A 25747-nucleotide genomic window follows, 5' to 3' on the forward strand; every position below is an offset into this window, starting at 1 on the left:
TTTCGCGCCGGGATCGCCCATAATCCCCTCCCGGTTTGCACACCGGGAATCCAGGAGAGTTCATGTACTACCCCTTCGTTCGTAAAGCCCTTTTCCAGCTCGACCCTGAGCGCGCTCATGAATTTACATTCCAGCAATTACGTCGTATTACCGGAACGCCGCTGGCCGCGCTGGTGCGTCAGAATGTGCCGGAAAAACCTGTGCAGTGCATGGGTCTGACCTTTAAAAACCCGCTGGGTCTGGCGGCCGGTCTGGACAAAAATGGCGAGTGCATTGACGCCCTGGGCGCGATGGGCTTTGGCTCCATCGAAATCGGTACCGTTACCCCGCGCCCGCAGCCGGGAAATGACAAGCCGCGACTGTTCCGCCTGGTCGAAGCCGAAGGGCTGATCAACCGGATGGGCTTCAACAACCACGGTGTTGATCATCTTGTTGAGAACGTCAAAAAAGCACATTTCGATGGGATATTAGGCATCAATATTGGCAAAAATAAAGATACGCCGGTAGAGCAGGGAAAAGATGACTATCTGATTTGTATGGAAAAAGTCTACGCCTATGCCGGTTATATTGCGGTGAATATTTCCTCACCCAATACCCCAGGTCTGCGCTCCTTACAATATGGCGAAGCGCTGGACGATCTTCTGAGCGCCATTAAAAATAAACAAAATGCGCTGCAGGCGATCCACCATAAATATGTTCCGGTAGCGGTTAAGATCGCGCCGGATCTTTCCGCTGAAGAATTGATCCAGGTTGCCGACAGTTTAGTTCGCCATAATATTGATGGCGTGATTGCAACCAATACCACGCTCGATCGCTCCCTCGTTCAGGGAATGAAAAACTGTGACGAAGCGGGTGGGTTAAGCGGTCGTCCGGTACAATTAAAAAGCACCGAAATTATTCGCGCGCTGTCTGCGGAATTAAAAGGGCGTCTGCCGATTATTGGCGTTGGCGGCATTGACTCCGTGATTGCTGCACGCGAGAAGATGGCGGCGGGTGCGTCACTGGTACAAATCTATTCCGGCTTTATTTTTAAAGGGCCGCAGCTGATTAAAGAAATCGTTACTCATATCTAATCTTTTCTCCTAATCAGACAACCAGGGCTTTATTTCCGGCCCTGGTTGTTTTATATTCCGTCACTGTTGCTTATTTAGACATTATAGTCTTTTATTAATGGTGTTATAAACGAAGCGGCGAACAGGACATTTTTAGTACAGGACGTTTCGGGGACGGGAGAGAAACATGCGAATTAAACCTGACGATAACTGGCGCTGGTATTTTTGCGAAGAGCATGATCGAATGATGCTCGATTTAGCCAATGGCATGTTGTTTCGCTCTCGTTTTGCTCGCCGAATGTTGACCCCGGACGCGTTTTCCCCGTCAGGCTTTTGCGTTGATGACGCTGCGCTTTATTTTTCCTTTGAGGAAAAATGCCGCGATCTGGTTCTCTCTAAAGAGCAGCGTGCCGAACTGGTATTAAATGCCCTGGTGGCTATCCGTTTCCTGAAACCGCAAATGCCCAAAAGCTGGCATTTCCTTGCGCACGGGCTGAGCTGGACCCCGGCAACGGGCGATGCGGCCAGCGTCAATCTGAGCGATACGGCAGAAGAGGTGAGTCTGCTGGTGGTAGAGCCTGGCGAAAATGCTGCGCTCTGTTTGCTGGCGCAACCCGGCGTGACGATTGCCGGGCGGACGATGCAGCTTGGAGATGCCATTAAGGTGATGAACGACAGGCTGAAGCCCCAGCTTCGCGTGGATGCCTTTAGCCTGGAACAGGCCGTTTAAGCCTCCAGCTGTACCGATGTTTTTGGAATACAGCTGCAGCACAGAATCGTCCCGTCTTCTGCAATCGCTGATTTTTTCAGCGCACTGACCTCGCCCTCTACCAGCTTGATTCGACAGCAGCCACAGATCCCCGCGCGACAGGAATAGGGTATGCGGATCCCCGCTTGTTCCAGTTGCTCAAGTAACACCTGCTGGTTATTCCCCCGAATGACGTTACCCTGCCAGTGAATATCGACCGCCGAGCTGACCGGCGTCTCAACGTCGACGAACTCTTCCTCCTGGCCTGATCCGTACACTCTTGCAGGCCCTCGGGCAAGGATTTCAACCTCATCACCGACGCGGATCGCGCCGCTGGAGCGCGGGATCAGGTTCTGACCGAAGTCGACGTCGCCGTTGTCCTGTGCGGTACGAAATGACTGCAGCGTTTTCAGCGGCTCGCCGGAAGGGTGCTTGAGGCCTTTCTCCGGGCTTACGGTGGTAAAGATACAGCGGCTGCAAGGCTTCACCACGTCGAAAATGACGCTGCCGATGCGGATGACTTTCCAGGTGTCTTCGTCCCAGGCGTCGGCACCCGTCACCACCAGGTTCGGACGGAACTGTTCCATCTGCACGCTGGCTTTGCAGCGGCCTTGTAAATCACGCAGAGAGGCTTCGTTAGTCAGCAGGAAGGGGAAGCCATCGGCAAACGAGAGCGGAACCGCGTCATGGCGCTTAACACGACGCGTCGGTTCAGGCCCAACCCATCGCAGCTGCACGTCGCGGGAGAAGAAGCCGCTGAGCCAGCGGTTAATCTCCTCCGGGGCGATGCGCGCGGTAAAATGATTGCCCCACACTTCCGTTGGCGCATCGACAGGCGCAAAATCAGCAAAGCGGATCACCGCGCTGGAACCGTCCGGTGCGGTCAGGTGCAAACCGTCATGAAGCGGGGAAGGGGTAAAGCGAACCATCTGCGGGAACTGGCGTGCGGTAATGAACGTACCGTCCGGCTCGGTGACCATAAAAATACGATCGAAGGCAAATCCGCTCATGTCGGCCAGGGCGTGAGAGACGCCGATACCGCGCATGGATTTCACCGGATGAATAAAAAGCCTGGATAACGTCTCCACTGCACAGTCCCTCGAATGAAAATAAGCCTTCAACTTTATGACATACACGCCATATTAGCTATAATGCGCGACAATTTTCTAAGAGTAAAAGTGACGATATGAATTCTCTGTTTGCCAGTACGGCCCGTGGGCTGGAAGAGCTGTTAAAAACTGAACTGGAAGCCCTGGGCGCGCAAGAGTGCCAGGTAGTTCAGGGTGGTGTCCATTTTGAGGGCGACACGCGGCTTATTTACCAGAGCCTGATGTGGAGCCGTCTGGCGTCGCGCATCATGCTGCCGATGAAGGAGTGCAAGGTCTATAGCGACCTGGACCTCTATACCGGCGTACAGATGATCGACTGGACAGAGATCTTCACGCCAAATGCCACCTTTGCGGTGCATTTCAACGGCGTGAACGACGAGATCCGCAACAGCCAGTACGGTGCCCTGCGCGTCAAAGACGCCATTGTGGACTGCTTCACGCGTAAAAATAAGGAACGTCCAAACGTCGATCGCGAAAATCCGGATCTGCGTATTAACGTCTGGCTGAACGGCGACACGGCGAGTATCTCTCTCGATCTGAGCGGTGCGGGTTTGCACCTGCGCGGCTACCGCGATCGCACCGGTATGGCGCCAATCAAAGAAACCCTGGCCGCCGCCATCGTAATGCGCTCCGGCTGGCAGCCGGGCACGCCGCTGCTCGACCCGATGTGTGGTTCTGGTACGCTTCTGATAGAAGCAGCTATGCTGGCAACTGACCGCGCGCCGGGGCTGCATCGCGGTCACTGGGGCTTCAAAGGCTGGGCGCAGCACGATGAAGCACTCTGGAAAGAGGTCAAAGACGATGCGCAGACTCGCGCGCGTAAAGGCCTGGCGGAGTACACCTCCCACTTCTACGGCTCAGATAGCGACCCTCGCGTCATTGAACGCGCGCGCAGCAACGCCCGCCGTGCGGGTATCGGCGAGCTGGTCACCTTCGAGGTGAAAGACGTGGCGAACCTGACCAACCCGCTGCCAAAAGGCCCGTACGGTACCGTTATCAGCAACCCGCCATACGGCGAGCGTCTGGACAGCGAGCCTGCGCTGATTGCTCTGCACAGCCTGCTGGGACGCAACATGAAAGACTATTTCGGCGGGTGGAATCTTTCTCTGTTTAGCGCCTCACCGGAACTGTTGAGCTGCCTGCAGCTGCGTGCCGATCGCCAGTTTAAGGCGAAAAACGGCCCGCTGGACTGCGTGCAGAAAAACTACCATCTGGCGGAGAAAGCGGCGGACAGTAAGCCATCGGGCGTGGCGGAAGATTACGCCAACCGTCTTCGCAAGAATCTCAAGAAATATGAAAAATGGGCGAAGCAGGAAGGAATTGAATGCTATCGCCTGTACGATGCTGACCTGCCGGAGTACAACGTGGCGGTTGACCGCTATGCGGACTGGGTGGTGATTCAGGAATATGCCCCGCCGAAAACCATTGATGCGCAAAAAGCGCGTCAGCGCATGCTGGACGTCATTGCGGCGACCATCGCCGTGCTGGGTATCGCGCCAAACAAGCTGGTATTGAAAACCCGCGAGCGTCAGAAAGGGAAAAACCAGTATCAGAAGATGGGCGAGAAGGGTGACTTTATCGAAGTGGGCGAATACAACGCCCGCCTGTGGGTTAACCTGACTGACTACCTTGATACCGGCCTGTTCCTCGATCACCGTATTGCTCGCCGCATGCTCGGCCAGATGAGCAAGGGCAAAGATTTCCTCAACCTGTTTTCCTATACCGGTAGCGCCAGCGTGCATGCGGGTCTGGGCGGCGCGCGGAGCACCACCACGGTGGATATGTCCCGCACCTATCTGGAATGGGCGGAGCGCAACCTGCGCCTTAACGGCTTAACCGGGCGTCAGCATCGTCTGATGCAGGCCGACGTGCTGGGCTGGCTGCGTGATACCGACGAGCAGTTCGACCTGATCTTTATCGATCCGCCGACCTTCTCCAACTCCAAGCGCATGGAAGATAGCTTTGATGTGCAGCGCGATCACCTGCGCCTGATGACCGACCTGAAGCGCCTGCTGCGTAAAGGCGGCACCATTATGTTCTCGAACAACAAACGCGGTTTCCGTATGGATCATGACGGCTTAGCCGCCCTGGGACTGAAAGCACAAGAAATCAGCCAAAAAACGCTGTCTCAGGACTTTGCCCGTAACCGTCAAATTCATAACTGCTGGTTGATTACCGCGGTCTGAAAGGAAAAATAAATGTCTTTAATTAGTATGCACGGCGCGTGGCTCTCTTTCAGCGACTCACCGCTTCTCGATAATGCAGAGCTGCACATCGAAGATAACGAGCGCGTTTGTCTGGTAGGCCGTAATGGCGCGGGTAAATCGACGCTGATGAAGATCCTCAACCGCGAACAGGGCCTGGATGACGGGCGTATTGTTTACGAGCAGGATCTGATTGTCTCCCGTTTGCAGCAGGATCCACCGCGTCACGTGACCGGTAGCGTTTACGATTTCGTGGCGGAAGGCATCTCTGAGCAGGCCGAATACCTGAAGCGCTATCACGAGATTTCGCATCTGGTGATGACCGACCCGAGCGACAAGAACCTCAACGAACTGGCGAAAGTGCAGGAGATGCTCGATCACCACGGTCTGTGGCAGCTTGAAAACCGCATTAATGAAGTGCTGGCGCAGCTCGGTCTGGAACCGGATATGGAACTGTCCGCGCTCTCCGGCGGCTGGCTGCGTAAAGCGGCCCTGGGCCGCGCGCTGGTCAGCGGGCCGAAAGTGCTGCTGCTGGACGAACCGACGAACCACCTGGATATTGAAGCGATTGACTGGCTGGAAGGGTTCCTGAAAACCTTCAGCGGCACCATCATCTTTATCTCTCACGACCGTTCGTTTATTCGCAATATGGCGACGCGTATTGTCGATCTCGACCGCGGTAAGCTGGTCACCTATCCTGGCGATTACGATACGTATCTGCTGGAGAAAGAAGAAAACCTGCGCGTGGAAGAGCTGCAGAATGCGGAATTCGACCGCAAGCTGGCGCAGGAAGAGGTCTGGATCCGCCAGGGCATCAAAGCCCGTCGCACCCGTAATGAAGGACGCGTGCGTGCCCTGAAGGCAATGCGCCGCGAGCGTAGCGAACGCCGCGAAGTGATGGGCAGCGCCAAAATGCAGGTGGAAGAAGCCTCCCGCTCCGGCAAGATTGTCTTTGAAATGGAAAACGTTAACTATCAGGTTGACGGTAAAGTGCTGGTGAAAGACTTCTCGGCACAGGTTCAGCGCGGAGACAAAATCGCCCTGATAGGCCCGAACGGCTGCGGTAAAACCACGCTGTTGAAACTGATGCTCGGCCAGCTTCAGGCCGACAGCGGGCGCATTCACTGCGGCACAAAACTCGAAGTGGCCTACTTCGATCAGCACCGCGCGGAGCTGGACCCGGACAGAACGGTGATGGATAACCTCGCCGAAGGTAAGCAGGAGGTGATGGTAAACGGTAAGCCTCGCCATGTGCTGGGCTACCTGCAGGACTTCCTGTTCCATCCGAAACGCGCAATGACGCCGGTGCGCGCGCTGTCAGGCGGTGAGCGAAATCGTCTTCTTCTGGCGCGTCTGTTCCTGAAGCCTAGCAACCTGCTGATCCTCGATGAACCAACGAACGACCTGGATGTCGAAACGCTGGAACTGCTGGAAGAGCTGATTGACGGTTATCAGGGGACCGTGATGCTGGTCAGCCACGATCGTCAGTTCGTTGATAATACCGTGACCGAGTGCTGGATCTTCGAAGGTGAGGGCAGAATTGGACAATACGTGGGCGGTTATCACGATGCAAAAGGGCAGCAGTCGCAGTCTCTGGCGCAGAAACAGTCAAAGTCCAAAACAAGTTCCGAACCTGCTGTAGCAAAAGCAGAAACTGTCAAGAAAACATCGGCTAAACTAAGCTATAACCTGCAGCGCGAACTGGAGGGGCTACCGCAGCGTCTTGAAGAGCTGGAGGCGGCGCTTGAGGATCTGCAAAAACAGGTTGCCGATGCGTCATTCTTTACCCAATCGCATGACTATACTCAAAAAGTACTGGCTGATATGTCCGCGGCTGAAAAAGCCCTGGAGGAAGCCTTTGAGCGCTGGGAGTACCTTGAGTCTCTGAAAAACGGCGCATAAGCAGGGATAAAATATGTGTGACCAGCACCATGCCGACAGGCATATATTATGCTCGCAATGCGATATGCTCGTGGCGTTGCCAGAGCTTGGTCACGGACATAAAGCCCTGTGCCCACGTTGCGGCGCAACGTTGACAACCGAGTGGGACGCGCCGCGACAGCGTCCCACTGCTTACGCTCTGGCTGCATTATTCATGCTGCTGCTCTCCAATCTCTTCCCGTTCATCTATATGAAGGTGGGCGGAATGACCAGCCAGGTCGATTTGCTCGAAATCCCGGGCGTGATGTTCTCTGAAGATTACGCCAGCCTCGGCACCTTTTTTCTGCTCTTCGTCCAGATAGTCCCGGCTTTTTGCCTGGTCGTTATCCTGATGCTGGTGAACCGCGTCAGGATGCCGTCGTCACTGAAAATCAAACTCGCGCGTATCCTTTTTCAGCTCAAAAGCTGGGGGATGGCCGAGATCTTCCTGGCGGGTATTCTGGTCAGCTTCGTGAAGCTGATGGCGTACGGTGACGTGGGGATCGGCAGTAGCTTTATTCCCTGGTGTTTGTACTGCGTCCTCCAGCTGCGTGCATTCCAGTGCGTGGACCGGCGCTGGTTGTGGGACGATATCGCCCCGGCTCCCACGCTTTCGCAAACGGTGAAAGTCGGCGTACCGGGTATTCGTCAGGGACTGCGTTCCTGCTCGTGCTGTACCGCCGTGCTGCCTGCCGATCTCGACGTTTGTCCGCGCTGCGAAACCAAAGGTCACGTGCGCCGTAAAAATAGTCTGCAGTGGACGATGGCGCTGCTGGTCACGTCCATCATGCTGTATTTGCCGGCCAATATTTTGCCGATCATGATTACCGATCTGCTCGGCGACAAAATGCCCTCGACGATCCTCGCCGGGGTGATACTGCTGTGGGGCGAGGGATCCTATCCGGTCGCCGGCGTGATTTTCATCGCCAGTATTATGGTGCCAACCTTAAAAATGATCGCGATCGCCTGGCTCTGTTGGGATGCGAAAGGCCACGGAAAACGCGACAGCGAACGCATGCACCTGATTTATGAAGTTGTCGAGTTTGTCGGACGCTGGTCAATGATTGACGTGTTTGTTATTGCCGTCCTCTCTGCCCTGGTGCGGATGGGCGGTTTAATGAGTATTTATCCCGCGATGGGGGCTTTAATGTTTGCGCTGGTCGTGATTATGACCATGTTTGCGGCCATGACCTTCGACCCTCGTTTATCGTGGGATCGAGAGCCTGAATCAAGCCATGAGGAAGAGTAAGAGCATGGAAAATAAGAGTGGAGAGGCGAAAGTGCAGAAGGTCAAGAACTGGTCACCGGTGTGGATTTTCCCCATCGTGACGGCGCTGATTGGTGCATGGATCCTGTTTTATCACTACAGCCATCAGGGACCGGAAGTCACGCTTATCACCACCAATGCCGAGGGGATTGAGGGCGGTAAAACGACCATCAAAAGCCGTAGCGTGGATGTGGGCGTGGTCGAAAGCGCAACCCTGACCGACGATTTAACCCATGTGGAGATTAAGGCGCGCCTTAATGCCGGCATGGAAAAACTGCTGCATGGTGATTCCGTTTTCTGGGTCGTTAAACCGCAGGTAGGGCGTGAAGGGATTAGCGGCTTAGGGACTCTGCTGTCGGGCGCTTATATTGAGCTGCAGCCTGGCGCTAAGGGTAACCAGCCAGCCAAATACCAGCTTCTGGATTCACCACCGCTCGCACCGCCTGACGCTAAGGGTATCCGCGTGATCCTCGACAGCAAAAAAGCGGGTCAGCTCACGGCGGGCGACCCGGTACTGTTCCGCGGCTACCGCGTCGGGTCGGTTGAGAAAAGCACGTTCGATCCGCAGAAACGTGCGATTAGCTATCAGCTCTTCATTAATGCGCCAAACGATCGCCTGGTGACCAGCAACGTCCGGTTCTGGAAAGACAGCGGTATTGCGGTGGATCTGACCTCGGCAGGCATGCGAGTTGAAATGGGCTCGCTGACCACGCTGTTTGGCGGCGGCGTGAGCTTTGACGTGCCGGAAGGACTGGATCTGGGGCAGCCGGTTGCTGAGAACACCGCTTTCCGCTTGTTTGACGATCAGCGAAGCATTCAGGATGCGCTCTATACCGATCACGTTGATTTCCTGATGTTCTTTAAAGACTCCGTTCGCGGCCTGCAGCCGGGGGCGCCCGTTGAGTTCCGTGGCATTCGTCTCGGTACGGTTGGACAAGTTCCATTCTTCGTTCCGGGGCTTCAGCAGGTGCTGGATGATGATTACCGCATTCCGGTACTGATTCGTATTGAGCCGGAGCGTCTGCTTAATCAGATTGGCGAAAATCAGGATATTGCCGCCCATATCACCCAACTGATGGAACGCGGTCTGCGCGGGTCGCTGAAAACCGGCAACCTGGTGACCGGTGCGCTGTATGTGGATATGGACTTCTATCCAAAAGCGCCGCCGATTACTGGTATCCGTGAATTTGGTGGTTACAAAATCATCCCAACGGTGAGCAGTGGTCTGGCCCAGATCCAGCAGCGTCTGATGGAAACGCTGGATAAGATTAACAATCTGCCACTGAATCCGATGATTGAAGCGGCGACGAACTCGCTGAGCGAAAGCCAGGCAACGATGCGCCGTCTGCAAACCACGCTGGATAACATCAACAAGATCACGGCGAGCCAGAGTATGCAGCAGCTGCCGCAGGACATGCAGAAAACGCTGCGTGAACTGAACCGCAGTATGCAGGGCTTCCAGCCAGGCTCAGCGGCATACAACAAGATGGTGGCGGATATGCAGCGTCTCGATCAGGTCTTGCGTGAACTGCAGCCAGTTCTGAAAACGCTCAACGAGAAGAGCAACGCGCTGGTGTTCGAAGCGAAAGATAAAAAGGATCCTGAGCCGAAGAGGGCAAAAGAATGAATAAATGGCTATTGATGGCTGGCGCTCTGCTGTTAACGGCGTGCAGTTCAGGTGTAGATAACAAAAGCTACTATCAGCTGCCCGTGGCTACCCAGAGCGGGGGGCAAAGCACGGCCAGCCAGGGAAACCGTCAGCTGTGGGTTGAACAGGTTGCCGTGCCGGATTATCTGGCGGGAAACGGTGTGGTCTATCAGACCAGCGACGTTAAGTACGTGATTGCGACGAACAATCTGTGGGCCAGCCCGCTGGATCAGCAGCTGCGCAACACGCTGGTGGCCAATCTGGGCAGCCAGCTTCCGGGATGGGTTGTCGCTTCGCAGCCGCTGGGCAACGATCAGGATACGCTGAACGTCACGGTAACGGGCTTCCACGGTCGCTATGACGGTGCGGTGGTGATCAGCGGGGAGTGGTTGCTGAATCATCAGGGACAGCTGATTAAGCGTCCTTTCCATCTGGAGCTCAAACAGCAGAAAGATGGCTATGACGAAATGGTGAAAGTGCTGGCTCAGGGTTGGGCACAGGAGTCGGCCAGTATCGCAAGGGAAATTTCCCGGCTGCCATAAGTAAAATTCATCATCAAAAACCGCAATTCGCCTGTCGCTGATTGCGGTTTTTTTTTTCGTTTTCACTTCAGGTTGTTACTTGTGCTGCGTCACAATTTTTGTACAAATGATCTTCCAGGTAGCTCACAAATATGACACCCGTATGAATTTTGAACATTGACGCTGCGACTAATTCGGGGTATTCGTTATCTGTGCCTGTGCATTTAGTGCAGACACTGTTTTCTTTCCACCAGACAAAAGAATGAGGGAAACGAGGCATGAAGAGACAGAAACGAGATCGCCTGGAACGGGCTCATCAACGTGGTTATCAGGCCGGCATCGCTGGACGTTCTAAAGAAATGTGTCCTTATCAGACGATAAATCAAAGGTCACAATGGCTTGGAGGCTGGCGAGAAGCCATCGGCGACAGGGCACTCATAGCCTGATAACGTCTCTTTAAAAAAAGAAACCTCCGCAATGCGGAGGTTTCGCCTTTCCGGGGTCCCGAAAAGCAATATCAGAACGCGGAAGTGTCCTGGAACAGGCCCACTTTCAGGTCGCTCGCGCTATAGATCAGACGACCGTCTACCAGCACTTCGCCATCCGCCAGGCCCATAATCAGACGGCGGTTAACGATGCGCTTGAAGTGAATACGATAGGTCACTTTCTTCGCAGTAGGCAGAACCTGGCCGGTGAATTTCACTTCGCCCACGCCCAGCGCGCGGCCTTTACCTTCACCACCCAGCCAGCCCAGATAGAAGCCAACCAGCTGCCACATTGCATCGAGGCCCAGACAGCCAGGCATTACCGGATCGCCAATGAAGTGGCAACCGAAGAACCACAGGTCCGGATTAATATCGAGTTCTGCTTCTACGTAACCCTTATCGAAGTTGCCGCCGGTTTCGGTCATTTTCACGACACGGTCCATCATCAGCATGTTCGGGGCCGGTAACTGCGGGCCATTAGCGCCAAACAGTTCACCGCGACCAGAGGCAAGAAGATCTTCTTTTGTATAGGATTCGCGTTTATCTACCATGTTCTCAATAAGCCTTATTTTAGTGAAGGACGCAGGATAGCTAACACGTGTACGCTGAACAAGTCCGATCAGTTCGAACTGAACCAGCCCAACCAGCGTAACGGCCATGGATAACGATGACGAGCATCCTGCTGCGTCGCCTGAGCAATTCGCTCCTGGATAGTCTGCATCAGGGTGGTCTGCCCTTCGCCATCCCATACCAGGTTTGTCAGTAAGGGTAGTGCATCCTCAATTCCTTCGATGGCCCAGATAGCGAATTGCTCCTGTTCAACGGCATCCAGAATATCCTGGCTGAGGCTTAAATGGCGTGCGTTGGGAGCAGGAATGATCACACCCTGCTTGCCGTTTAAACCGCGCTGCTGACAGATGGAGAAGAAACCTTCAATTTTTTCGTTGAGGCCACCTACCGGCTGAGCACGACCGAATTGATCCACCGAACCGGTGATGGCGATGTTCTGATTGATCGGCACTTCCGCCAGGGCGCTGATTAAGGCGCACAGCTCTGCCATAGAGGCGCTATCGCCATCCACTTCGCTGTAGGACTGCTCAAACGTCAGCGAGGCGGAGAAGGGGATCTGTTGCTCGAGCTGCAGCTCTGACATCAAAAACGCCTGCATGATCATCATGCCTTTCGCATGAATGTTTCCGCCCAGCTCGGCTTTCCGTTCGATATCGGTGAATTCACCATCGCCAATATGCACAACACAGCTGATACGGGAAGGCTCACCAAACGCGCGCGGATGGCCAGGAAATTCAATCACCGACAGGGCGTTGATCTGCCCAACGCGTTCGCCTTCGGTTTCTACCAGAATCTGTTCCAGCAGAATTTCATCCTGCATACGGTCAGCAAGATAGCCTTCTCGCCACTCTCGCTGAGCCAGCATCTGGGTGAGCTGTTCTCCGCTGAAAGCACCGTTACCGCTGATAACACCCACTTCACGCAGCTGTTTGCCAATCCAGAGCGGGCAGAGTGGCAGCGTTTCCTGGTCACCGGTATAGCGCACCGCTTCGCGAATCAAGCCCGGCCACGCGTCAGCCGCTGGCGTTGGCAATGCAAAACGTTCAGCAACGGCCATCACCCACTGGCACCACTGCGCCATATCGTCGGCATCGGCAATCTGGATGTTGTCTTCGTATTCGCTATACACCGCCTGCTCAGCCAGCTCTGGCTCCATTTCCTGGAAGTCCGCCAGAGATTCGCGGTCGCCCGTCAGCACGACGGTCAGCGACATCGGCATAGACGGAACAGAGACAGGCAGAGGACGTGACTCATCGTAGCCGACCCAGTCGAAGCGCTGCTGGTGCACGATGGTTTTCAGACGCATCCACAGCAGCGGCTGCGAGAGCAGGGTGCGCAATGAAATGATGAGGACACCGCCATTTGCGCGATGTACCAGCCCCGGCTGCAGCGACAGTTCGCCGTTAAACTGGCGCAGGCAACCAAAGAGTTGTTCAGCCTCGACCCAGTTAGCGGTAATCACCTCGCCCTTAGCGGCAAAACGGCCATCAGCCTGAGCGGATGGTTCGAAAGTGACATCATGTCCCGCGATACGATATTGGCCGCCAAAGACTGCGTTCGATTCCGGCTGCAGCTGGCGCACGGCATCCCCAAGCAGCGTCAGGTATTCCGCTTCTTCCGGGGCTTTGAGCAGCATGAAGGGCGCTGTTGCCCACGGGCTTAACACCTGCTCCAGCGCATAGTGCAAACGTGGCTGCGTATCGCTAAGGATGAATTCGTTTTCTTTTGCGAGATCTGGCTGTGCAAACAGTTCCTGATAACTTTCGGTATCCGGAACAAGGTCACGCCATGCAAGTTTCGTAATGGTCAAAGTTGATGTTTTTTAGTCAGATGTAAAAGCGTGGAGTATACCGTAAGCGGGGGGCTCTACCCAAGCAGGATTGGGGATTTCGAGAGGGGGATTGGCTGCATTCACTCACAGGATATGATTTCTTTTCAGCAGATTGCTAAAAAACTGATATTCTGAACAGAGTTACGTGGTAACACTGAGATCGCAATGAAATATCAACAACTGGAAAATCTCGAAAGCGGCTGGAAATGGAAGTACCTGGTCAAAAAGCACCGTGAAGGGGAGCTGATCACCTGCTACATCGAAGCCAGCGCTGCGCAAGAGGCCGTGGATATTTTGCTGACCCTCGAAAATGAACCGGTACAGGTTAACGGCTGGATTGAAAAACACATTAATCCTGCGCTGTTAAACCGGATGAAGCAAACTATCCGCGCGCGACGCAAACGGCATTTTAACGCTGAGCATCAGCACACGCGCAAAAAATCAATCGATCTGGAGTTCGTTGTCTGGCAACGCCTGGCGGGACTGGCGCAACGCCGTGGCAAAACGCTGTCCGAAACTATCGTGCAGTTGATTGAGGACGCCGAACATAAAGAGAAGTACGCCAACCAGATGTCGACACTGAAGAACGATCTTCAGGCTCTGTTGGGTAAAAAGTAGATTTTTATTTTCTTCAGACAATAAAAAACCCCGCATTGCGGGGTTTTTTTATAAGACGATAACTTATGCCGCTGGCTGAGTTACAACGTCTTTGATGCCTTTAACTTCGATCTCTACGCGACGATCTGGAGCCAGGCAGTCGATCAGTGCAGCGCGAGCTTTCACGTTGTCACAGGTGTTGCCAGTAACTGGGTTAGATTCGCCCATACCACGTGGGGAGATCTTGTTAGCTGGGATACCTTTAGAGATCAGGTAATCAACAACAGACTGAGCACGTTTCTCAGACAGTTTCTGGTTGTAAGCGTCAGAACCGATACGGTCGGTGAAGCCCAGAACCACTACAGAACCGTCTTTAGGATCCAGGTTGCTCAGCTGGGTGTACAGCTGATCCAGTGCCTGCTGGCCTTCTGGTTTCAGAGTAGCTTTGTTGAAGTTGAACAGAACGTCAGACTTCAGAGTGAAGTGCTTGGTCTGTACTTCTGGAGCTGGAGCCGGCGCTGGAGCAACAACTGGTGCTGCATCTTCCTGCTGGCCGAAACGGTAGGAAACACCTACGCTCAGCATGCCGTTGTCTGGACGAACACCAACGGTGTTGCCGTCGCCGATGTTGTTAACCCACTGGTATTCCAGACGGGTAGCGATGTCACGGGTCATAGCCCACTCAACGCCACCAGCGAATACTGGGGAAACACCGGTGTCATGGTCGTCGCCAGCGATGCTGTTGCTGGAGTCAGCGCGCCATACCATGCCGCCCAGACGGGTGTACACGTCCAGATCGTCAGTTACTGGGTAACCCAGTTTAGCGGTCAGCTGAACGCCCTGTGCTTTAAAAGCGCCGTTTACGGTGTCGCCTTTGTATGGCATACGACCTAACCAGTCGTAACCCATTTCAAAACCAACATACGGGTTAACCTGATAGCCACCGAACGCACCTGCACCAAGCTGGCTCTCGTGAGTAGGGCCATCATTGTTCAGGCTGCTGTTGTACCAGCCGGTGTCGTGGAACTGAGACCAGCCCAGTTTACCACCTGCATACCAGGTATTATCTTTCGGAGCGGCCTGCGCTACGGTAGCGAAGCCAGCCAGTGCCACTGCAATCGCGATAGCTGTCTTTTTCATTTTTTGCGCCTCGTTATCATCCAAAATTCGCCATGAAAGTCTCAAGAGAGAATCACGGTTAAATCCTTCACCGGGGGGCGTGGTCAAATATAAATCTACCGATATCTTCGGCTTAGGCCGAGCACCCCTGGCGATGTAAAGTCTACAACGTAGCTGAAAACTTACAAGTGTGAAGTCCGTCAGGCATATGAAAAAAAAAGTTCCGTATACCTATTATTTAACATTTCGTGAACGAATTTTGTGCAATAAAATTAAGGAGAACCGCACCAGACAAGCCTTGCCGCAATTTTAAGGCCGGGAACTAAAACCGCATCCTGAGGTCAAAAAAAATTCCAGGAAAAATCTTAATTTCACTCAATGATACAAATTTGAGTGAATTTTTAGCCCAGAAAGTTGTCCTCTGCCGTAAGAATTCGATCGAACCGGACGCATAATAAACCCGATCGCACTCCCTTCTTCGGCCGCTTCAGTCAGACGGAAATGTTCCTCTTCCGTCAGTTCTTCTGATAACCATCCAATCACCACGCTGTAATTTCCGGTGCGTAAAGCGCGGATCATCGACTCAACGGTGTCGCAAGGCGAGAGTTGATTAATTTGCATGACCTTCGTCAGCGGCAGGCCGGCGGACTGAACCCACTCACGGCTCAGCTTTTGCTGAGGCGTGAGCCAAAGCTGCCAGCGCGATTGCTGACCGAGCTGTTGTAATAACGGCAACAGCAGAAGTTGCGTCAACAGGGGCTGGTCTTCACGATAAACCACTTCACTGATAAGCCCTGTGGAAACACGCTCGACGGAATTCTGCGCGACATTGCCTGCGGCAGAAGAGAGAGAGATTGCGCGATTTGCATAGCCTGAAGTGTGCATATTCATTCCAGCCCTGTAGTTACTGTATGGATATACAGTAACCCCTGTATGCATAAAGATCAACCTCATTTTCGGAAAGCGACTCGCAAAATTCATTCAATCTTGATGCCCGTCGAAAAATCATCTTGCTCAACGGCGATAAGTTGCCTATTTTCCTGCTAACGGATCCGCTAGTAAGAAATTTCGTTGTTAGTGAATGATTTTAAAAGGAAATATCATGAAAAAGATATCTTATGAACGGATTTATAAATCACAAGAATACCTCTCTCCGCTGGGCGAAATTCATCATCGGGCGCTGTTTGGCGGCTACACCCTGGCGGTGGATGATGCAGTTTTTGCCATGGTGTCAGATGGCGAGCTTTATCTTCGCGCCTGCGAGGAGAGTGCGAAGTACTGTGTAAAAAGTGCTGCCTCTTTTTTGACGCTGATGAAGCGAGGCCGTCCGGTGCTGCTCAATTACTATCGCGTGGATGACGGATTATGGCAGGACAGGGAGCGACTGCTCCAGCTCTCCTCGTTCGCGCTCAGTGCAGCAAGAAAAGAGCGCTACCTGCGCCATCAACGAAACCGGCTTAAGGATCTGCCGAACCTGACGTTTCAGCTTGAAGTCTTGCTTTTTGAAGCAGGCATTACCAATGAAGAAACACTCCGGACGCTGGGTGCCAGGGCAAGCTGGCTGAAAATGCGGGCTAAAAATAAAGCGCTCAGTATTAAAGTGCTCTTCGCACTTGAAGGGGCTATTGAAGGGCTGCATGAGGCGGCGCTCCCGGCAGGCATTCGCCGGGAGCTGACGGAGTGGTTTAATGGGCTGCCTGAGCCGCAGGATAATCACTCTTCCAGGTAGCGATTTGCTGTTGCAGCCGGCAAATTTCAGGCAGCAAAGCGATGAGCAGGCCTATTTGCTGCAGAACCAGCGGCGCTTTGCTGTCGTTTCCCGGGTCCAGATGCGCAATGCGTTGAGCCAGTTCATCCAGAGCCTGCTGAACGCGTGGTTCATCGGCTGGTCGGTGATGAAGCGCGTCATCGACATAGCAGACGGCGTCATCCAGCAGGTTAAGGATACCGGGGTTGGTGAGTTTCTCACGGTGGGCACCCAGCGTCGAAATATAGCTGGTGAAGGTATGGTTCAGGCAAAGCAGGCGGAAAGCGGTCTCACGAATCTCTGCCGTGGCGCGAGGCTCCGTTGACATATTAGAGACAACAGAGGCCAGTTCTGCGTCGCTGTTGTGCGCATCGCGACGTGCTATGCGGTATGCAAGACGGTTATCGCGGCCCTGATGATACTGCTCAAGGATGGCGTCAAGGTAGCGACAGTTGGCGTTCATCGCCCTCTCTACCACGCGCGGCAAATTACGAAAACGCCAGTCCGGCCAGATAAAGCTGACCGCAGCCCAGGCAATAGCGCAGCCAATCAGGGTATCGATCACGCGGGGCAGGGCGACCTCAAACCCTTCACCCAGCAGGTTAAAGCAGAGCAGCACCAGCAGCGTGATGAACATGGTGGCATGCGCATACTGCACGTTGCGAAACGCGAAGAACAGCACGCCGGTGATCACGATCAGAATCAGCTGGCCTTCAATGGAGGGCACGAAATAGAGCACAGGTAGCCCAATCGCGACGCCGACCAGCGTGCCGATAATACGCAGCGCAAGACGATGCCGCGTAGCGTTATAGTTCGGCTGGCAGACGAACAGGCTGGTCAACAGGATCCAGTAGCCGTGATGCAGCCCGGTTATCTGAATAAAGGCATAACCCACGCACAGCACCAGTGACATTCTCACCGCGTGACGAAAAAGAGCCGACTCCGGCGTAAAGTTGCGGCTCAGCCGTAGCCACATATCGCTAACGCTGTGCACGCTGTCATCAGCAAGCTGATTGTCCACCTCGCTGCCCGGAAGCGCCATTGCCTGCTCGGACTCAATGGTCGCCAGCTGAGCATCAATCGCCCGCAGGTTATTGAGCAGAAACCCAAGTGCTTTGATGTTCTCCGGCGACGTTCCGCTGGCCTGAACGCGGTCGAGTGCCGCATCAAGATGGCTAAATACGCGTTCAAAGCGCGGGTCATGCTGATAGGGCGTGCGCAGCAGAATGGAGCGCGAGAGCTGCTGGCATGCCTGGGACTGCATGGACAGCAGGCGCTGGAAGCGGAACATCACGTCGCTGTAGCGGAACTTCTCGCGCAGGGCGGCATACTGAACGTGTGAGGAGCTGGCGCGTTCATGAATGTCCTGCGCGGCAAAATAGTAGTGTAGGGTCCGTCGCGTTCCGCGCTGACCGCGATCGCCGCGCAGACGGGTAAGCAGAGAGGCTTTTGTCTGGTTAAGGGTGGCGACCAGTTGACCGTTTGCCAGCGCCAGATCGTAGAGCGGCGCCTGGCTTTCCTCTTCGATATCCGGGTCGAACAGCCGGGACTTCAGTTCCAGATAGTGGGCTAGCTGCTCAAAGCTGCGGGCAAGGTTATCCTGCAGGGGGCGAACCGGGAAGATAAGATGACCGGTTAACGTCAGCAGGTTATACCAGATGGCGCCCAGCAACAGCAGAACCGGCTGCTGGTACCACTGGTCGTAAAGGGACACGCCCAGCATGGTGTAGATGGCGATCAGCAATGCGCCAAACGCGATGGTGGCATAGCGCTGCCCAAGGCCGCCCAGCAAAATAAACCCGCTGGTTGAGAGCGTAAGACCCAGGGCAAACAGCCAGGGCCACGGGAAAAGCAGCTCAACGGAAGCTGACGCAATAAAAAAGCAGATGAGCGTAATGATCAGGTTACGTAAGCGCCCGGCCAGACGATCGTCCAGGTCCGCAAGCGCCCCGGCCACCACCCCCAGCGTAAGCGGAATGGTGAGTTTGACATCATTCAGCCACCAGGGCAGGGCAACCGTGCCGCAAAGCGCGATAAATATCCTGACGTTATAAAGCCAGGTGCTATTCCAGGTATAACGGCGAAGCAGTGGGCTTAGCATAAACGCGGCCAGTCCTTATTTACTGAAAACGACGACGCGCGTTTGCTTCACGCGCCGCCTGAGCCACTTCTACCGGAACAACCCTGCGCCCGACGGGCCAAAGAGCGATAGCGGCGATCTTAAAGTTCGCGATCCCCACCGGAATGCCAATAATCGTGATGCACTGCGCAATACCCGCAAAAATATGCATGATGCACAGCCACCAGCCGAAGAAAATCAGCCAAAGAATGTTCAGCAGGGTCCCGCCCGTGTTCATCAAGGCGTTTTTGCTCTCCGGATTCAGCTCGTCAACGTGGATGGCTTCATTCCCGTAGGGGATCAAGGAGAGTTTTGTGATTTCCCAGCAGGAACGGGTCAGGGGAAGCGTGAAAATCAGGACGATGCTCACCAGCGTGGCAAAAAGCCAGGAAAGGGTGGTGGCAAAACCGCCCAGCACAAAATTCAACACATTCAGAACGGTACGCATAAACCCTCACTTCCTTTCGATAAAATTAACGCCCAATGATTGTAACGTTTTTTTAGGCTGGAGCACCTTAAAACTGGCAGTTAAACTGTCAGGTAAATTATCTCTTCGTGGATTTGGCGGGACATGGAACTGAAAGCAACTTCGTTAGGCAAACGCCTGGCGCAACACCCTTACGACAGGGTTGTTCTCCTTAATGCCGGGGTGAAAGTCTCCGGAGAACGCCACGAATACCTTATTCCGTTTAATCAGCTTCTGGCTATCCACTGCAAACGCGGGCTGGTGTGGGGCGAGCTGGAGTTCGTTCTGCCTGACGATAAAGTCGTGCGTCTTCACGGCACCGAGTGGGCGGAAACCCAGCGTTTTCATCACCACCTGAACGCGCTCTGGCAGCAGTGGAGCCAGGATATGAGCGTAATTGCCGCCCAGGTGCTGCAGCAGGTGCTGGACGATATCGCGCAAAGCAACGCGCAGCATGCGTGGCTGACCCGTCAGCAGACCGCCGGGTTACAGCAAAAAATCAGGCAGGCGCTCGCGGCGCTGCCGATATCGGTGACGCGTCTCGATGAGTTTGACAATTGTCGCGACGCCTGGCGGCAGTGTCAGGCGTGGCTGAATGACAAGGATAAAAGCCGGCTTGCCCATAACCAGGCGTGGACGGACGCTATGCTCACCCGCTACGCCGATTTTTTCAGTACGGTGGAATCTTCACCGCTTAATCCGGCCCAGGCGCGCGCGGTGGTTAACGGCGAGCAATCCCTGCTGGTGCTTGCGGGCGCCGGTAGCGGTAAAACGTCGGTGCTGGTGGCGCGTGCAGGCTGGCTGCTGACGACCGGGGAAGCGGTCGCCGATCAAATTCTGCTTCTGGCCTTTGGCCGCAAGGCAGCCCAGGAGATGGACGAACGTATCCAGGAACGCCTGCACACGCGGGATATTACCGCCAGGACCTTCCACGCGCTTGCGCTGCACATTATTCAGCAGGGCAGTAAAAAAGTGCCGTCCATCAGTAAGCTGGAAAACGACACGCAGGCGCGGCAGGCTCTGTTTATCAAAACGTGGCGCCAGCAGTGCAATGAGAAAAAGGCGCAGGCGAAAGGATGGCGGCAGTGGCTGGAGGAGGAGCTTAGCTGGGAGGTGCCAGAGGGCAGCTTCTGGCAGGATGACAAGCTGGCGCGTCGGCTGGGCTCGCGGCTTGACCGCTGGGTGAGTCTGATGCGAATGCACGGCGGATCGCAGGCGGAGATGATTGAGGGCGCACCGGAGGAGATCCGCGATCTGTTTTCGAAGCGGGTCAAGCTGATGGCACCGCTGCTGAAGGCCTGGAAAACCGCGCTGAAAGCGGAAAATGCCGTTGATTTCTCCGGTTTGATCCATCAGGCCATTATCATTCTTGAGAAGGGGCGTTTTGTCAGCCCGTGGAAACATATTCTGGTGGATGAGTTCCAGGATATCTCTCCGCAGCGTGCCGCATTGCTCTCGGCGCTGCGGGCGCAAAATAAACATACGTCGCTGTTTGCGGTGGGGGACGACTGGCAGGCCATCTATCGCTTCAGCGGGGCGCAGCTCTCCCTGACGACCGCGTTTCACCACTATTTTGGCGAAGGGGATCGCAGCGATCTGGATACCACCTACCGCTTCAACTCACGGATTGGGGAAATCGCCAACCGCTTTATCCAGCAGAACCCGCATCAGCTGGCAAAGCCGCTCAATAGCCTGCGGCCGGGGGATAAAAAAGCCGTCACCCTGCTGGCGGATGACCAGCTGGAGCCGCTGCTGGACAAGCTTAGCGGCTATGCGAAGCCTGATGAACGTATCCTGGTGCTGGCGCGTTATCATCACCTCAAACCCGCGGCGCTGGAAAAAGCCGCCACCCGCTGGCCGAAGCTGCAGCTTGAGTTTATGACCATTCACGCCAGCAAAGGGCAGCAGGCCGACTATGTCATTGTGCTGGGACTGAAAGAGGGGAGCGACGGTTTCCCGGCTCCGGCCCGTGAATCGGTCATGGAGCAGGCCCTGCTGCCGGAGCCGGAAGACTTCCCGGATGCCGAAGAGCGGCGTTTGCTGTATGTGGCAATGACCCGCGCGCGGCATCGCGTGTGGCTGCTGTTCAATAAAGAGGAGCCTTCCGTATTCGTCGATATTCTGAAGAGTATTGATGTGCCGGTGGCGCGTAAACCATAACGACGTCAGGCAAGATTTTGTAGGCCGGGTAAGGCGTAGCCGCCACCCGGCAAAAAAGCTACTTCAGTCTGTCGGAAAGATAGCGCTGATAGTCCGGAATCAGAATATCAACCGGTGAGTTGAACTGCGGAGATTCGATGATGAAATCCGCCGTCGACAGGTTCGTCGCCACCGGGATATTCCACACCGTCGCCAGGCGCAGCAGCGCTTTGACATCCGGATCGTGCGGCACCGCGTTCAGCGGGTCCCAGAAGAAGATCAGCACATCAATCTTTCCTTCGGAAATCTGCGCGCCTACCTGCTGATCGCCGCCCATCGGGCCGCTCAGCATCGCATTCACCTCCAGACCCGTTTCGCGCTGGATCAGGTTACCGGTTGTGCCGGTCGCCGACAGGGCGTGCTTTTCCAGCGAAGACTGATGGCGGCGAACCCAGTTAAGCAGCATTTGTTTACAATGATCGTGCGCAACCAGAGCAATGTGTTTGCGCTCCGGCAGCGTGCGTGTTGTCAGTTCCATAATCATATCCATCAGGTTAACTGACTACACGATGACGGGAACCGTCTGACGCTGCAAGAGTAAGGCGTAAAAAATGTGGTTTATGATGAAGGTTGTTGTTTTGCCCACTGTAAAAACCGGGCTCGCGTGTCGGGATCGGCCTGCTGGAACCAGAATTTGAGGCGCTGTTCCGTCAGGGTCTGGGACTGGGGAGGAATGACGTCCAGCTCAGACACGCCGGATAGCAGCGTACTGTCGTCAGCCATCATGGTGGCAAACTGCGGAAGCGAGGCGCGTTTACCCGCTTTGTTGTAGGACTGTGTCGCGGCCTCGTAATCCACGCCTTTCGGTGAGGTCGTCAACGCCAGAATATCCAGCTTTACCGGTATCGGCATTGCATCGCCATCCAGCAGCTCAACGCGCGGCGCGGCGTCAAAGGCCGCAGACTCTTTCTCCGTTTCAAGGCGAGGCAGGGTAATGTTCACCTGACTGATTTGCCGGGTATTAAAGCTGACAATCAGCGGTGGGGAGATATATATCCTTTGCTCACGATTAGCCAGCCCGATCGATTTTTCTACCCGGAATACCAGCTGATGCGGCCCGTTATCCAGCTCAATGCTGTCTGCACCGCGCAATAACGAGCTGGAGACCTTTTTTCCGTCCAATACAAGGAGATCGATGTCGGTAGAGAGCCGAAGCGTGGTAGCAAAAACGCAGACCGGCATCACTAACGCAATCAGAGCAGTGGCAATACCGGTTTTCATAGAAGGCTCCTGTCAGAAATCCTGTCGCCGCATTAATGTATCTAAATTTTTCGATAATCACGTTTACTAACATATAGACATATTTCGCCGTTTTGCCCTCATACATCTGTATGGGATGGATGGTTGAGATCTGCGGTTTGGCGTACACTTTTAAAAAAGCCAGGAGAAAAACCATGAAAGAGAACGATATTGCCGAGATTCTGACATCCACGCGCACCATTGCGCTGGTGGGCGCGAGCGACAAACCCGATCGTCCAAGCTATCGGGTGATGAAATACCTTCTCGATCAGGGTTATCACGTTATCCCGGTGTCGCCAAAAGTAGCGGGGAAAACCTTACTGGGCCAGCAGGGTTACGCCACGCTCGCTGAGGTGCCGGAAAAAATTGATATGGTCGATGTCTTCCGCAATTCCGAGGCGGCATGGGAAGTGGCGCAGGATGCGATTGCTGTAGGCGCGAAAACGCTGTGGATGCAGTTGGGCGTAATTAACGAACAGGCCGCCGTGCTGGCGCGGGATGCGGGGTTGAACGTCGTCATGGATCGCTGTCCGGCGATCGATATCCCTCGTCTGGGGCTGGCGAAGTAATAAAAAAAAGCCCGTTCATCGGGCTTTTTTTACACGCTTAGTTGCGCAGGCGCGGGGCCTGTAACTGTTTGCGGATAGTCTGAGCAAGTTCATCCATCGTGGGTTGCTCCGGATGCTCTTCCTGCAGCTCGCTACTCAGCTGCGCTTCGGCCAGATAGGTGTGGACGGGCTGTCCATCATCACCTTCCATCACCACATGGTACCAGGGCGCAGCGCGAAGCTCTGCGTTCACCGCCAGCTCGTCTGCTGACGGTTCATCAAGGGAATACTCCGGGTCGATATCCACGACCACACCCAAATACCCTAGCAAAGTGTGGCGGACCTGCTGGCCGATACCGAATTTGCTGGCAATCATAGTCACCTCCCGGGAAATACGACTTACACGTTATGTGCGGGCAATATTTCTCTTTTCAAGTTACATGACGCGACAGGCAAACCCTTTCAGATAGAGCCCTTCCGGGTAGGTAGCAATCACCGGGTGATCGGCGGCCTGACGGAACTGCTCTATAAATTGTACATCACGGCCAGCATCTATTGCGGCATCGGCGATGATTTTCTGAAATAAATCTGTGGTCATCAGGCCGGAGCAGGAGAAGGTAAGCAGAACCCCGCCCGGGTTCAGCAGCTGGATGGCCAGCATGTTGATATCTTTGTACCCGCGGCAGGCGCCCATCAGTTGGCTTTTGTTTTCCACAAACTTTGGCGGATCCATCACAATGACGTCGAACTTCTCGCCCCCATCGCGATATTTACGCAGCAGCTTGAAGACGTCATCGCGAACAAATTCGGCTTTGCTCAAGTCCAGCTTGTTGAGCTCGACGTTCTGTTTTGCCACGTCCAGCGCTTCCTGCGAGGTGTCCACGCTGACAACCTGGGCACAGCCGCCCATCAGCGCTGAAACGGCGAAACCGCCGGTATAGGAGAAGCAGTTCAGCACGCGTTTGTCGGCAACGTACTGACGCGTAGCCAGACGGCTGTCGCGCTGGTCGAGGTAATAACCCGTCTTATGCCCGCCCTGAATATCCACCAGCAGTTTCATTCCGTGCTCTTCAATCGGCAGCAGGGCAGGCGGCAGTTCGCCGGTCACAGGGCCTTGCGTCAGCTCCATGCCCTCTTTTTTGCGCACCGCCACATCGCTGCGGTCGTAAATGGCGCACTGCGGGAACAGGGTTTGCAGCGCGCTAATCAGCGCGGCACGCTGATACTCCGCCCCGGCGCTCAGAAGTTGCAGCACCAGGAAGTGACCGAAGCGGTCAATGGTGACGCCCGGCAGACCGTCGGACTCACCGGCAATCAGGCGGTAGCTGTCCAGCCCGTCGCGTTTTGCCAGCCACTCGCGCCACTGCTGCGCCTGCTGCAGGCGGCGAACGAAGAAGTCGATATCGATGGTTTCATCTTTATCGAAGGTCCAGACGCGGGCACGGATCTGGGACGCTGGCGAGTAAGCACCTCGCGCTAACCATTTCCCCTGATGGTCAACGATATCAATGGTTTCACCGAGGCTGGCTTTGCCTTCCATACGGGCAACCGCACCGGAAAAGACCCAGGGATGACGGCGCAGTAATGACTTCTCGCGCCCTTTGGCTAACACTAAACGTACACTCATAATTTGCTGTTCTGTCGGTTTCAGGAAATGGCGCGTAGATTACCACATTCAGCAAGGCGCAATCATCTGCGGATGCCGTTGAGCGTTTCGGCACAAAATCAAATCGCTTAGGCACATTACGGCACTACGGCGGGATATACAGTGGACTTCCGGTTCAGCAAAGGAAATCCCCATGAAAAAACGCAGTGTAATTGCAATAGCCGCTCTGACGGCGATGAATTTTCAGGTTTTAGCCGCAACGCCTTTCAGCATGACCAGTCAGGATATTTCCGGCGAACGGCGGTTAGCGCAACAGCAGGTGTTTGAGGGATTTGGCTGCCATGGCGGGAATACCTCACCGCAGCTGGCATGGACCAATCCGCCCGCCGGTACGAAAAGTTTTGCCGTCACGGTCTATGACCCGGATGCGCCTACCGGAAGCGGCTGGTGGCACTGGACCGTAGCCAACATTCCCGCGAAGACGCAGACGCTGCCCGCTGATGCGGGTAACCCGAACGGCGAAAAATTACCCCCAGGCGTTGTGCAGGGGCGTAATGATTTCGGTTATTCTGGATTCGGTGGCGCATGTCCCCACGCAGGGGATAAGCCTCACCGCTATCAGATTACCGTCTGGGCGCTGGACGTGGATAAACTGCCCGTCGATAAAAATGCCAGCGGCGCGCTGGTCGGCTTTATGCTCAATAGTCACGTTCTGGCAAAGGCTCAGTTAACAGCAACCTACAGCAGATAAG

The 25747-nt window shown here is 54.8% G+C and carries 24 protein-coding genes; 13 read left to right on the plus strand and 11 right to left on the minus strand.

The features are described from left to right. Positions 1-62 precede the first annotated feature (62 nt). Positions 63-1073: a quinone-dependent dihydroorotate dehydrogenase gene (gene pyrD / locus AC3WOK_RS01120; RefSeq protein WP_063430720.1), complete on the plus strand. Its 1011-nt coding sequence runs from the start codon at positions 63-65 to the stop codon at positions 1071-1073. A 166-nt stretch (positions 1074-1239) separates the two neighbouring features. Further along, positions 1240-1782, plus strand: a complete 543-nt coding sequence (zapC, locus tag AC3WOK_RS01125) for a cell division protein ZapC (RefSeq protein WP_047346889.1) — start codon at positions 1240-1242, stop codon at positions 1780-1782. Here zapC and AC3WOK_RS01130 read toward each other — a convergent pair. Next, complete coding sequence (locus AC3WOK_RS01130) at positions 1779-2888, minus strand: YcbX family protein (protein WP_492353785.1); 1110 nt, start codon at positions 2886-2888, stop codon at positions 1779-1781. The genes zapC and AC3WOK_RS01130 overlap by 4 nt on opposite strands. 98 nt (positions 2889-2986) lie before the next feature. Between AC3WOK_RS01130 and rlmKL the strand changes: the two genes are divergently transcribed. The 6 genes from rlmKL (at position 2987) to rmf (ending at position 10915) form a co-directional block, all read left to right on the plus strand. After that, a complete protein-coding gene (rlmKL, locus tag AC3WOK_RS01135; RefSeq protein ID WP_059310398.1) occupies positions 2987-5095 on the plus strand; it encodes a bifunctional 23S rRNA (guanine(2069)-N(7))-methyltransferase RlmK/23S rRNA (guanine(2445)-N(2))-methyltransferase RlmL in 2109 nt (702 codons plus the stop codon). A gap of 12 nt (positions 5096-5107) precedes the next feature. After that, positions 5108-7015, plus strand: a complete 1908-nt coding sequence (locus AC3WOK_RS01140; RefSeq protein ID WP_047346886.1) for an ABC transporter ATP-binding protein — start codon at positions 5108-5110, stop codon at positions 7013-7015. Positions 7016-7028: 13 nt separating this feature from the next. Beyond that, a complete protein-coding gene (gene pqiA, locus AC3WOK_RS01145) occupies positions 7029-8282 on the plus strand; it encodes a membrane integrity-associated transporter subunit PqiA (RefSeq protein ID WP_492353786.1) in 1254 nt (417 codons plus the stop codon). A 4-nt stretch (positions 8283-8286) separates the two neighbouring features. Beyond that, complete coding sequence (gene pqiB, locus AC3WOK_RS01150; protein ID WP_063430716.1) at positions 8287-9927, plus strand: intermembrane transport protein PqiB; 1641 nt, start codon at positions 8287-8289, stop codon at positions 9925-9927. Further along, positions 9924-10490, plus strand: a complete 567-nt coding sequence (gene pqiC, locus AC3WOK_RS01155; RefSeq protein WP_047346883.1) for a membrane integrity-associated transporter subunit PqiC — start codon at positions 9924-9926, stop codon at positions 10488-10490. Before pqiB ends, pqiC begins: the two co-directional genes overlap by 4 nt. Positions 10491-10747: 257 nt before the next feature. Next, positions 10748-10915: a ribosome modulation factor gene (gene rmf / locus AC3WOK_RS01160; protein ID WP_013097261.1), complete on the plus strand. Its 168-nt coding sequence runs from the start codon at positions 10748-10750 to the stop codon at positions 10913-10915. Between the two features lie 71 nt (positions 10916-10986). Here rmf and fabA read toward each other — a convergent pair whose 3' ends face one another. After that, entirely contained in the window at positions 10987-11505 is a 519-nt protein-coding gene (fabA, locus tag AC3WOK_RS01165) for a 3-hydroxyacyl-[acyl-carrier-protein] dehydratase FabA (protein WP_047347377.1), read from the minus strand. A gap of 68 nt (positions 11506-11573) precedes the next feature. Next, positions 11574-13334: an AAA family ATPase gene (locus AC3WOK_RS01170; RefSeq protein ID WP_492353787.1), complete on the minus strand. Its 1761-nt coding sequence runs from the start codon at positions 13332-13334 to the stop codon at positions 11574-11576. 186 nt (positions 13335-13520) lie between these two features. Here AC3WOK_RS01170 and matP point away from each other — a divergent pair, with 186 nt between their 5' ends. Beyond that, positions 13521-13973, plus strand: a complete 453-nt coding sequence (matP, locus tag AC3WOK_RS01175; RefSeq protein WP_008499929.1) for a macrodomain Ter protein MatP — start codon at positions 13521-13523, stop codon at positions 13971-13973. 63 nt (positions 13974-14036) lie between these two features. Here the strand turns inward: matP and ompA are convergent, their stop codons facing one another. Together ompA and sulA are read right to left on the minus strand one after the other, a co-directional pair. Continuing rightward, the gene (gene ompA, locus AC3WOK_RS01180; RefSeq protein ID WP_447855362.1) at positions 14037-15092 is read right to left on the minus strand and encodes a porin OmpA; all 1056 of its coding nucleotides are present in this window, start codon (positions 15090-15092) and stop codon (positions 14037-14039) included. 354 nt (positions 15093-15446) lie between these two features. Then, positions 15447-15956, minus strand: coding sequence for an SOS-induced cell division inhibitor SulA (gene sulA / locus AC3WOK_RS01185; RefSeq protein ID WP_492354220.1), 510 nt, complete (start codon positions 15954-15956; stop codon positions 15447-15449). 217 nt (positions 15957-16173) lie between these two features. Here sulA and AC3WOK_RS01190 point away from each other — a divergent pair, with 217 nt between their 5' ends. Beyond that, positions 16174-16800 carry a TfoX/Sxy family DNA transformation protein gene (locus tag AC3WOK_RS01190; RefSeq protein WP_429053180.1) on the plus strand — a complete coding sequence of 209 codons (627 nt, stop codon included), beginning with the start codon at positions 16174-16176 and terminating at the stop codon, positions 16798-16800. Here AC3WOK_RS01190 and yccS read toward each other — a convergent pair. Together yccS and AC3WOK_RS01200 are read right to left on the minus strand one after the other, a co-directional pair. Further along, the gene (gene yccS / locus AC3WOK_RS01195; RefSeq protein WP_492353788.1) at positions 16757-18919 is read right to left on the minus strand and encodes a YccS family putative transporter; all 2163 of its coding nucleotides are present in this window, start codon (positions 18917-18919) and stop codon (positions 16757-16759) included. The two genes, AC3WOK_RS01190 and yccS, sit on opposite strands and share 44 nt — an antisense overlap. Positions 18920-18938: 19 nt before the next feature. Continuing rightward, positions 18939-19385 carry a YccF domain-containing protein gene (locus AC3WOK_RS01200; RefSeq protein ID WP_023311032.1) on the minus strand — a complete coding sequence of 149 codons (447 nt, stop codon included), beginning with the start codon at positions 19383-19385 and terminating at the stop codon, positions 18939-18941. 123 nt (positions 19386-19508) lie between these two features. Here AC3WOK_RS01200 and helD point away from each other — a divergent pair, with 123 nt between their 5' ends. Beyond that, complete coding sequence (gene helD, locus AC3WOK_RS01205; RefSeq protein WP_492353789.1) at positions 19509-21563, plus strand: DNA helicase IV; 2055 nt, start codon at positions 19509-19511, stop codon at positions 21561-21563. Between the two features lie 58 nt (positions 21564-21621). Here helD and mgsA read toward each other — a convergent pair whose 3' ends face one another. Together mgsA and csgI are read right to left on the minus strand one after the other, a co-directional pair. Further along, positions 21622-22080: a methylglyoxal synthase gene (gene mgsA / locus AC3WOK_RS01210; RefSeq protein ID WP_047346877.1), complete on the minus strand. Its 459-nt coding sequence runs from the start codon at positions 22078-22080 to the stop codon at positions 21622-21624. A gap of 80 nt (positions 22081-22160) precedes the next feature. Beyond that, the gene (csgI, locus tag AC3WOK_RS01215) at positions 22161-22823 is read right to left on the minus strand and encodes a curli synthesis inhibitor (protein WP_063431272.1); all 663 of its coding nucleotides are present in this window, start codon (positions 22821-22823) and stop codon (positions 22161-22163) included. A gap of 173 nt (positions 22824-22996) precedes the next feature. Between csgI and AC3WOK_RS01220 the strand changes: the two genes are divergently transcribed. Then, positions 22997-23410 carry a CoA-binding protein gene (locus tag AC3WOK_RS01220; protein ID WP_047346875.1) on the plus strand — a complete coding sequence of 138 codons (414 nt, stop codon included), beginning with the start codon at positions 22997-22999 and terminating at the stop codon, positions 23408-23410. A gap of 37 nt (positions 23411-23447) precedes the next feature. On the opposite strand, the gene hspQ is transcribed toward AC3WOK_RS01220, so the two are convergent. Beyond that, complete coding sequence (gene hspQ / locus AC3WOK_RS01225; RefSeq protein ID WP_008499919.1) at positions 23448-23765, minus strand: heat shock protein HspQ; 318 nt, start codon at positions 23763-23765, stop codon at positions 23448-23450. A gap of 60 nt (positions 23766-23825) precedes the next feature. Then, entirely contained in the window at positions 23826-25016 is a 1191-nt protein-coding gene (gene rlmI / locus AC3WOK_RS01230; RefSeq protein WP_059310387.1) for a 23S rRNA (cytosine(1962)-C(5))-methyltransferase RlmI, read from the minus strand. Positions 25017-25188: 172 nt separating this feature from the next. Here rlmI and AC3WOK_RS01235 point away from each other — a divergent pair, with 172 nt between their 5' ends. Beyond that, positions 25189-25746 (plus strand): kinase inhibitor, encoded by a 558-nt coding sequence (locus AC3WOK_RS01235; protein WP_492353790.1) that lies wholly within the window; start codon positions 25189-25191, stop codon positions 25744-25746. Position 25747: the final 1 nt, after the last annotated feature.

This window comes from Enterobacter sp. FW301-JW81, from assembly GCF_058788735.1.

Coding starts and splice junctions, on each gene's coding strand:
- AC3WOK_RS01190 (WP_429053180.1), top strand. CDS start 16,174: ATGAAAAAGATATCTTATGAACGGATTTATAAATCACAAGAATACCTC.
- mgsA (WP_047346877.1), bottom strand. CDS start 22,080: ATGGAACTGACAACACGCACGCTGCCGGAGCGCAAACACATTGCTCTG.
- matP (WP_008499929.1), top strand. CDS start 13,521: ATGAAATATCAACAACTGGAAAATCTCGAAAGCGGCTGGAAATGGAAG.
- AC3WOK_RS01220 (WP_047346875.1), top strand. CDS start 22,997: ATGAAAGAGAACGATATTGCCGAGATTCTGACATCCACGCGCACCATT.
- pyrD (WP_063430720.1), top strand. CDS start 63: ATGTACTACCCCTTCGTTCGTAAAGCCCTTTTCCAGCTCGACCCTGAG.
- helD (WP_492353789.1), top strand. CDS start 19,509: ATGGAACTGAAAGCAACTTCGTTAGGCAAACGCCTGGCGCAACACCCT.
- ompA (WP_447855362.1), bottom strand. CDS start 15,092: ATGAAAAAGACAGCTATCGCGATTGCAGTGGCACTGGCTGGCTTCGCT.
- fabA (WP_047347377.1), bottom strand. CDS start 11,505: ATGGTAGATAAACGCGAATCCTATACAAAAGAAGATCTTCTTGCCTCT.
- zapC (WP_047346889.1), top strand. CDS start 1,240: ATGCGAATTAAACCTGACGATAACTGGCGCTGGTATTTTTGCGAAGAG.
- yccS (WP_492353788.1), bottom strand. CDS start 18,919: ATGCTAAGCCCACTGCTTCGCCGTTATACCTGGAATAGCACCTGGCTT.
- pqiA (WP_492353786.1), top strand. CDS start 7,029: ATGTGTGACCAGCACCATGCCGACAGGCATATATTATGCTCGCAATGC.
- rlmKL (WP_059310398.1), top strand. CDS start 2,987: ATGAATTCTCTGTTTGCCAGTACGGCCCGTGGGCTGGAAGAGCTGTTA.
- rlmI (WP_059310387.1), bottom strand. CDS start 25,016: ATGAGTGTACGTTTAGTGTTAGCCAAAGGGCGCGAGAAGTCATTACTG.
- hspQ (WP_008499919.1), bottom strand. CDS start 23,765: ATGATTGCCAGCAAATTCGGTATCGGCCAGCAGGTCCGCCACACTTTG.
- rmf (WP_013097261.1), top strand. CDS start 10,748: ATGAAGAGACAGAAACGAGATCGCCTGGAACGGGCTCATCAACGTGGT.
- csgI (WP_063431272.1), bottom strand. CDS start 22,823: ATGAAAACCGGTATTGCCACTGCTCTGATTGCGTTAGTGATGCCGGTC.
- AC3WOK_RS01140 (WP_047346886.1), top strand. CDS start 5,108: ATGTCTTTAATTAGTATGCACGGCGCGTGGCTCTCTTTCAGCGACTCA.
- pqiC (WP_047346883.1), top strand. CDS start 9,924: ATGAATAAATGGCTATTGATGGCTGGCGCTCTGCTGTTAACGGCGTGC.
- sulA (WP_492354220.1), bottom strand. CDS start 15,956: ATGCACACTTCAGGCTATGCAAATCGCGCAATCTCTCTCTCTTCTGCC.
- AC3WOK_RS01200 (WP_023311032.1), bottom strand. CDS start 19,385: ATGCGTACCGTTCTGAATGTGTTGAATTTTGTGCTGGGCGGTTTTGCC.
- pqiB (WP_063430716.1), top strand. CDS start 8,287: ATGGAAAATAAGAGTGGAGAGGCGAAAGTGCAGAAGGTCAAGAACTGG.
- AC3WOK_RS01235 (WP_492353790.1), top strand. CDS start 25,189: ATGAAAAAACGCAGTGTAATTGCAATAGCCGCTCTGACGGCGATGAAT.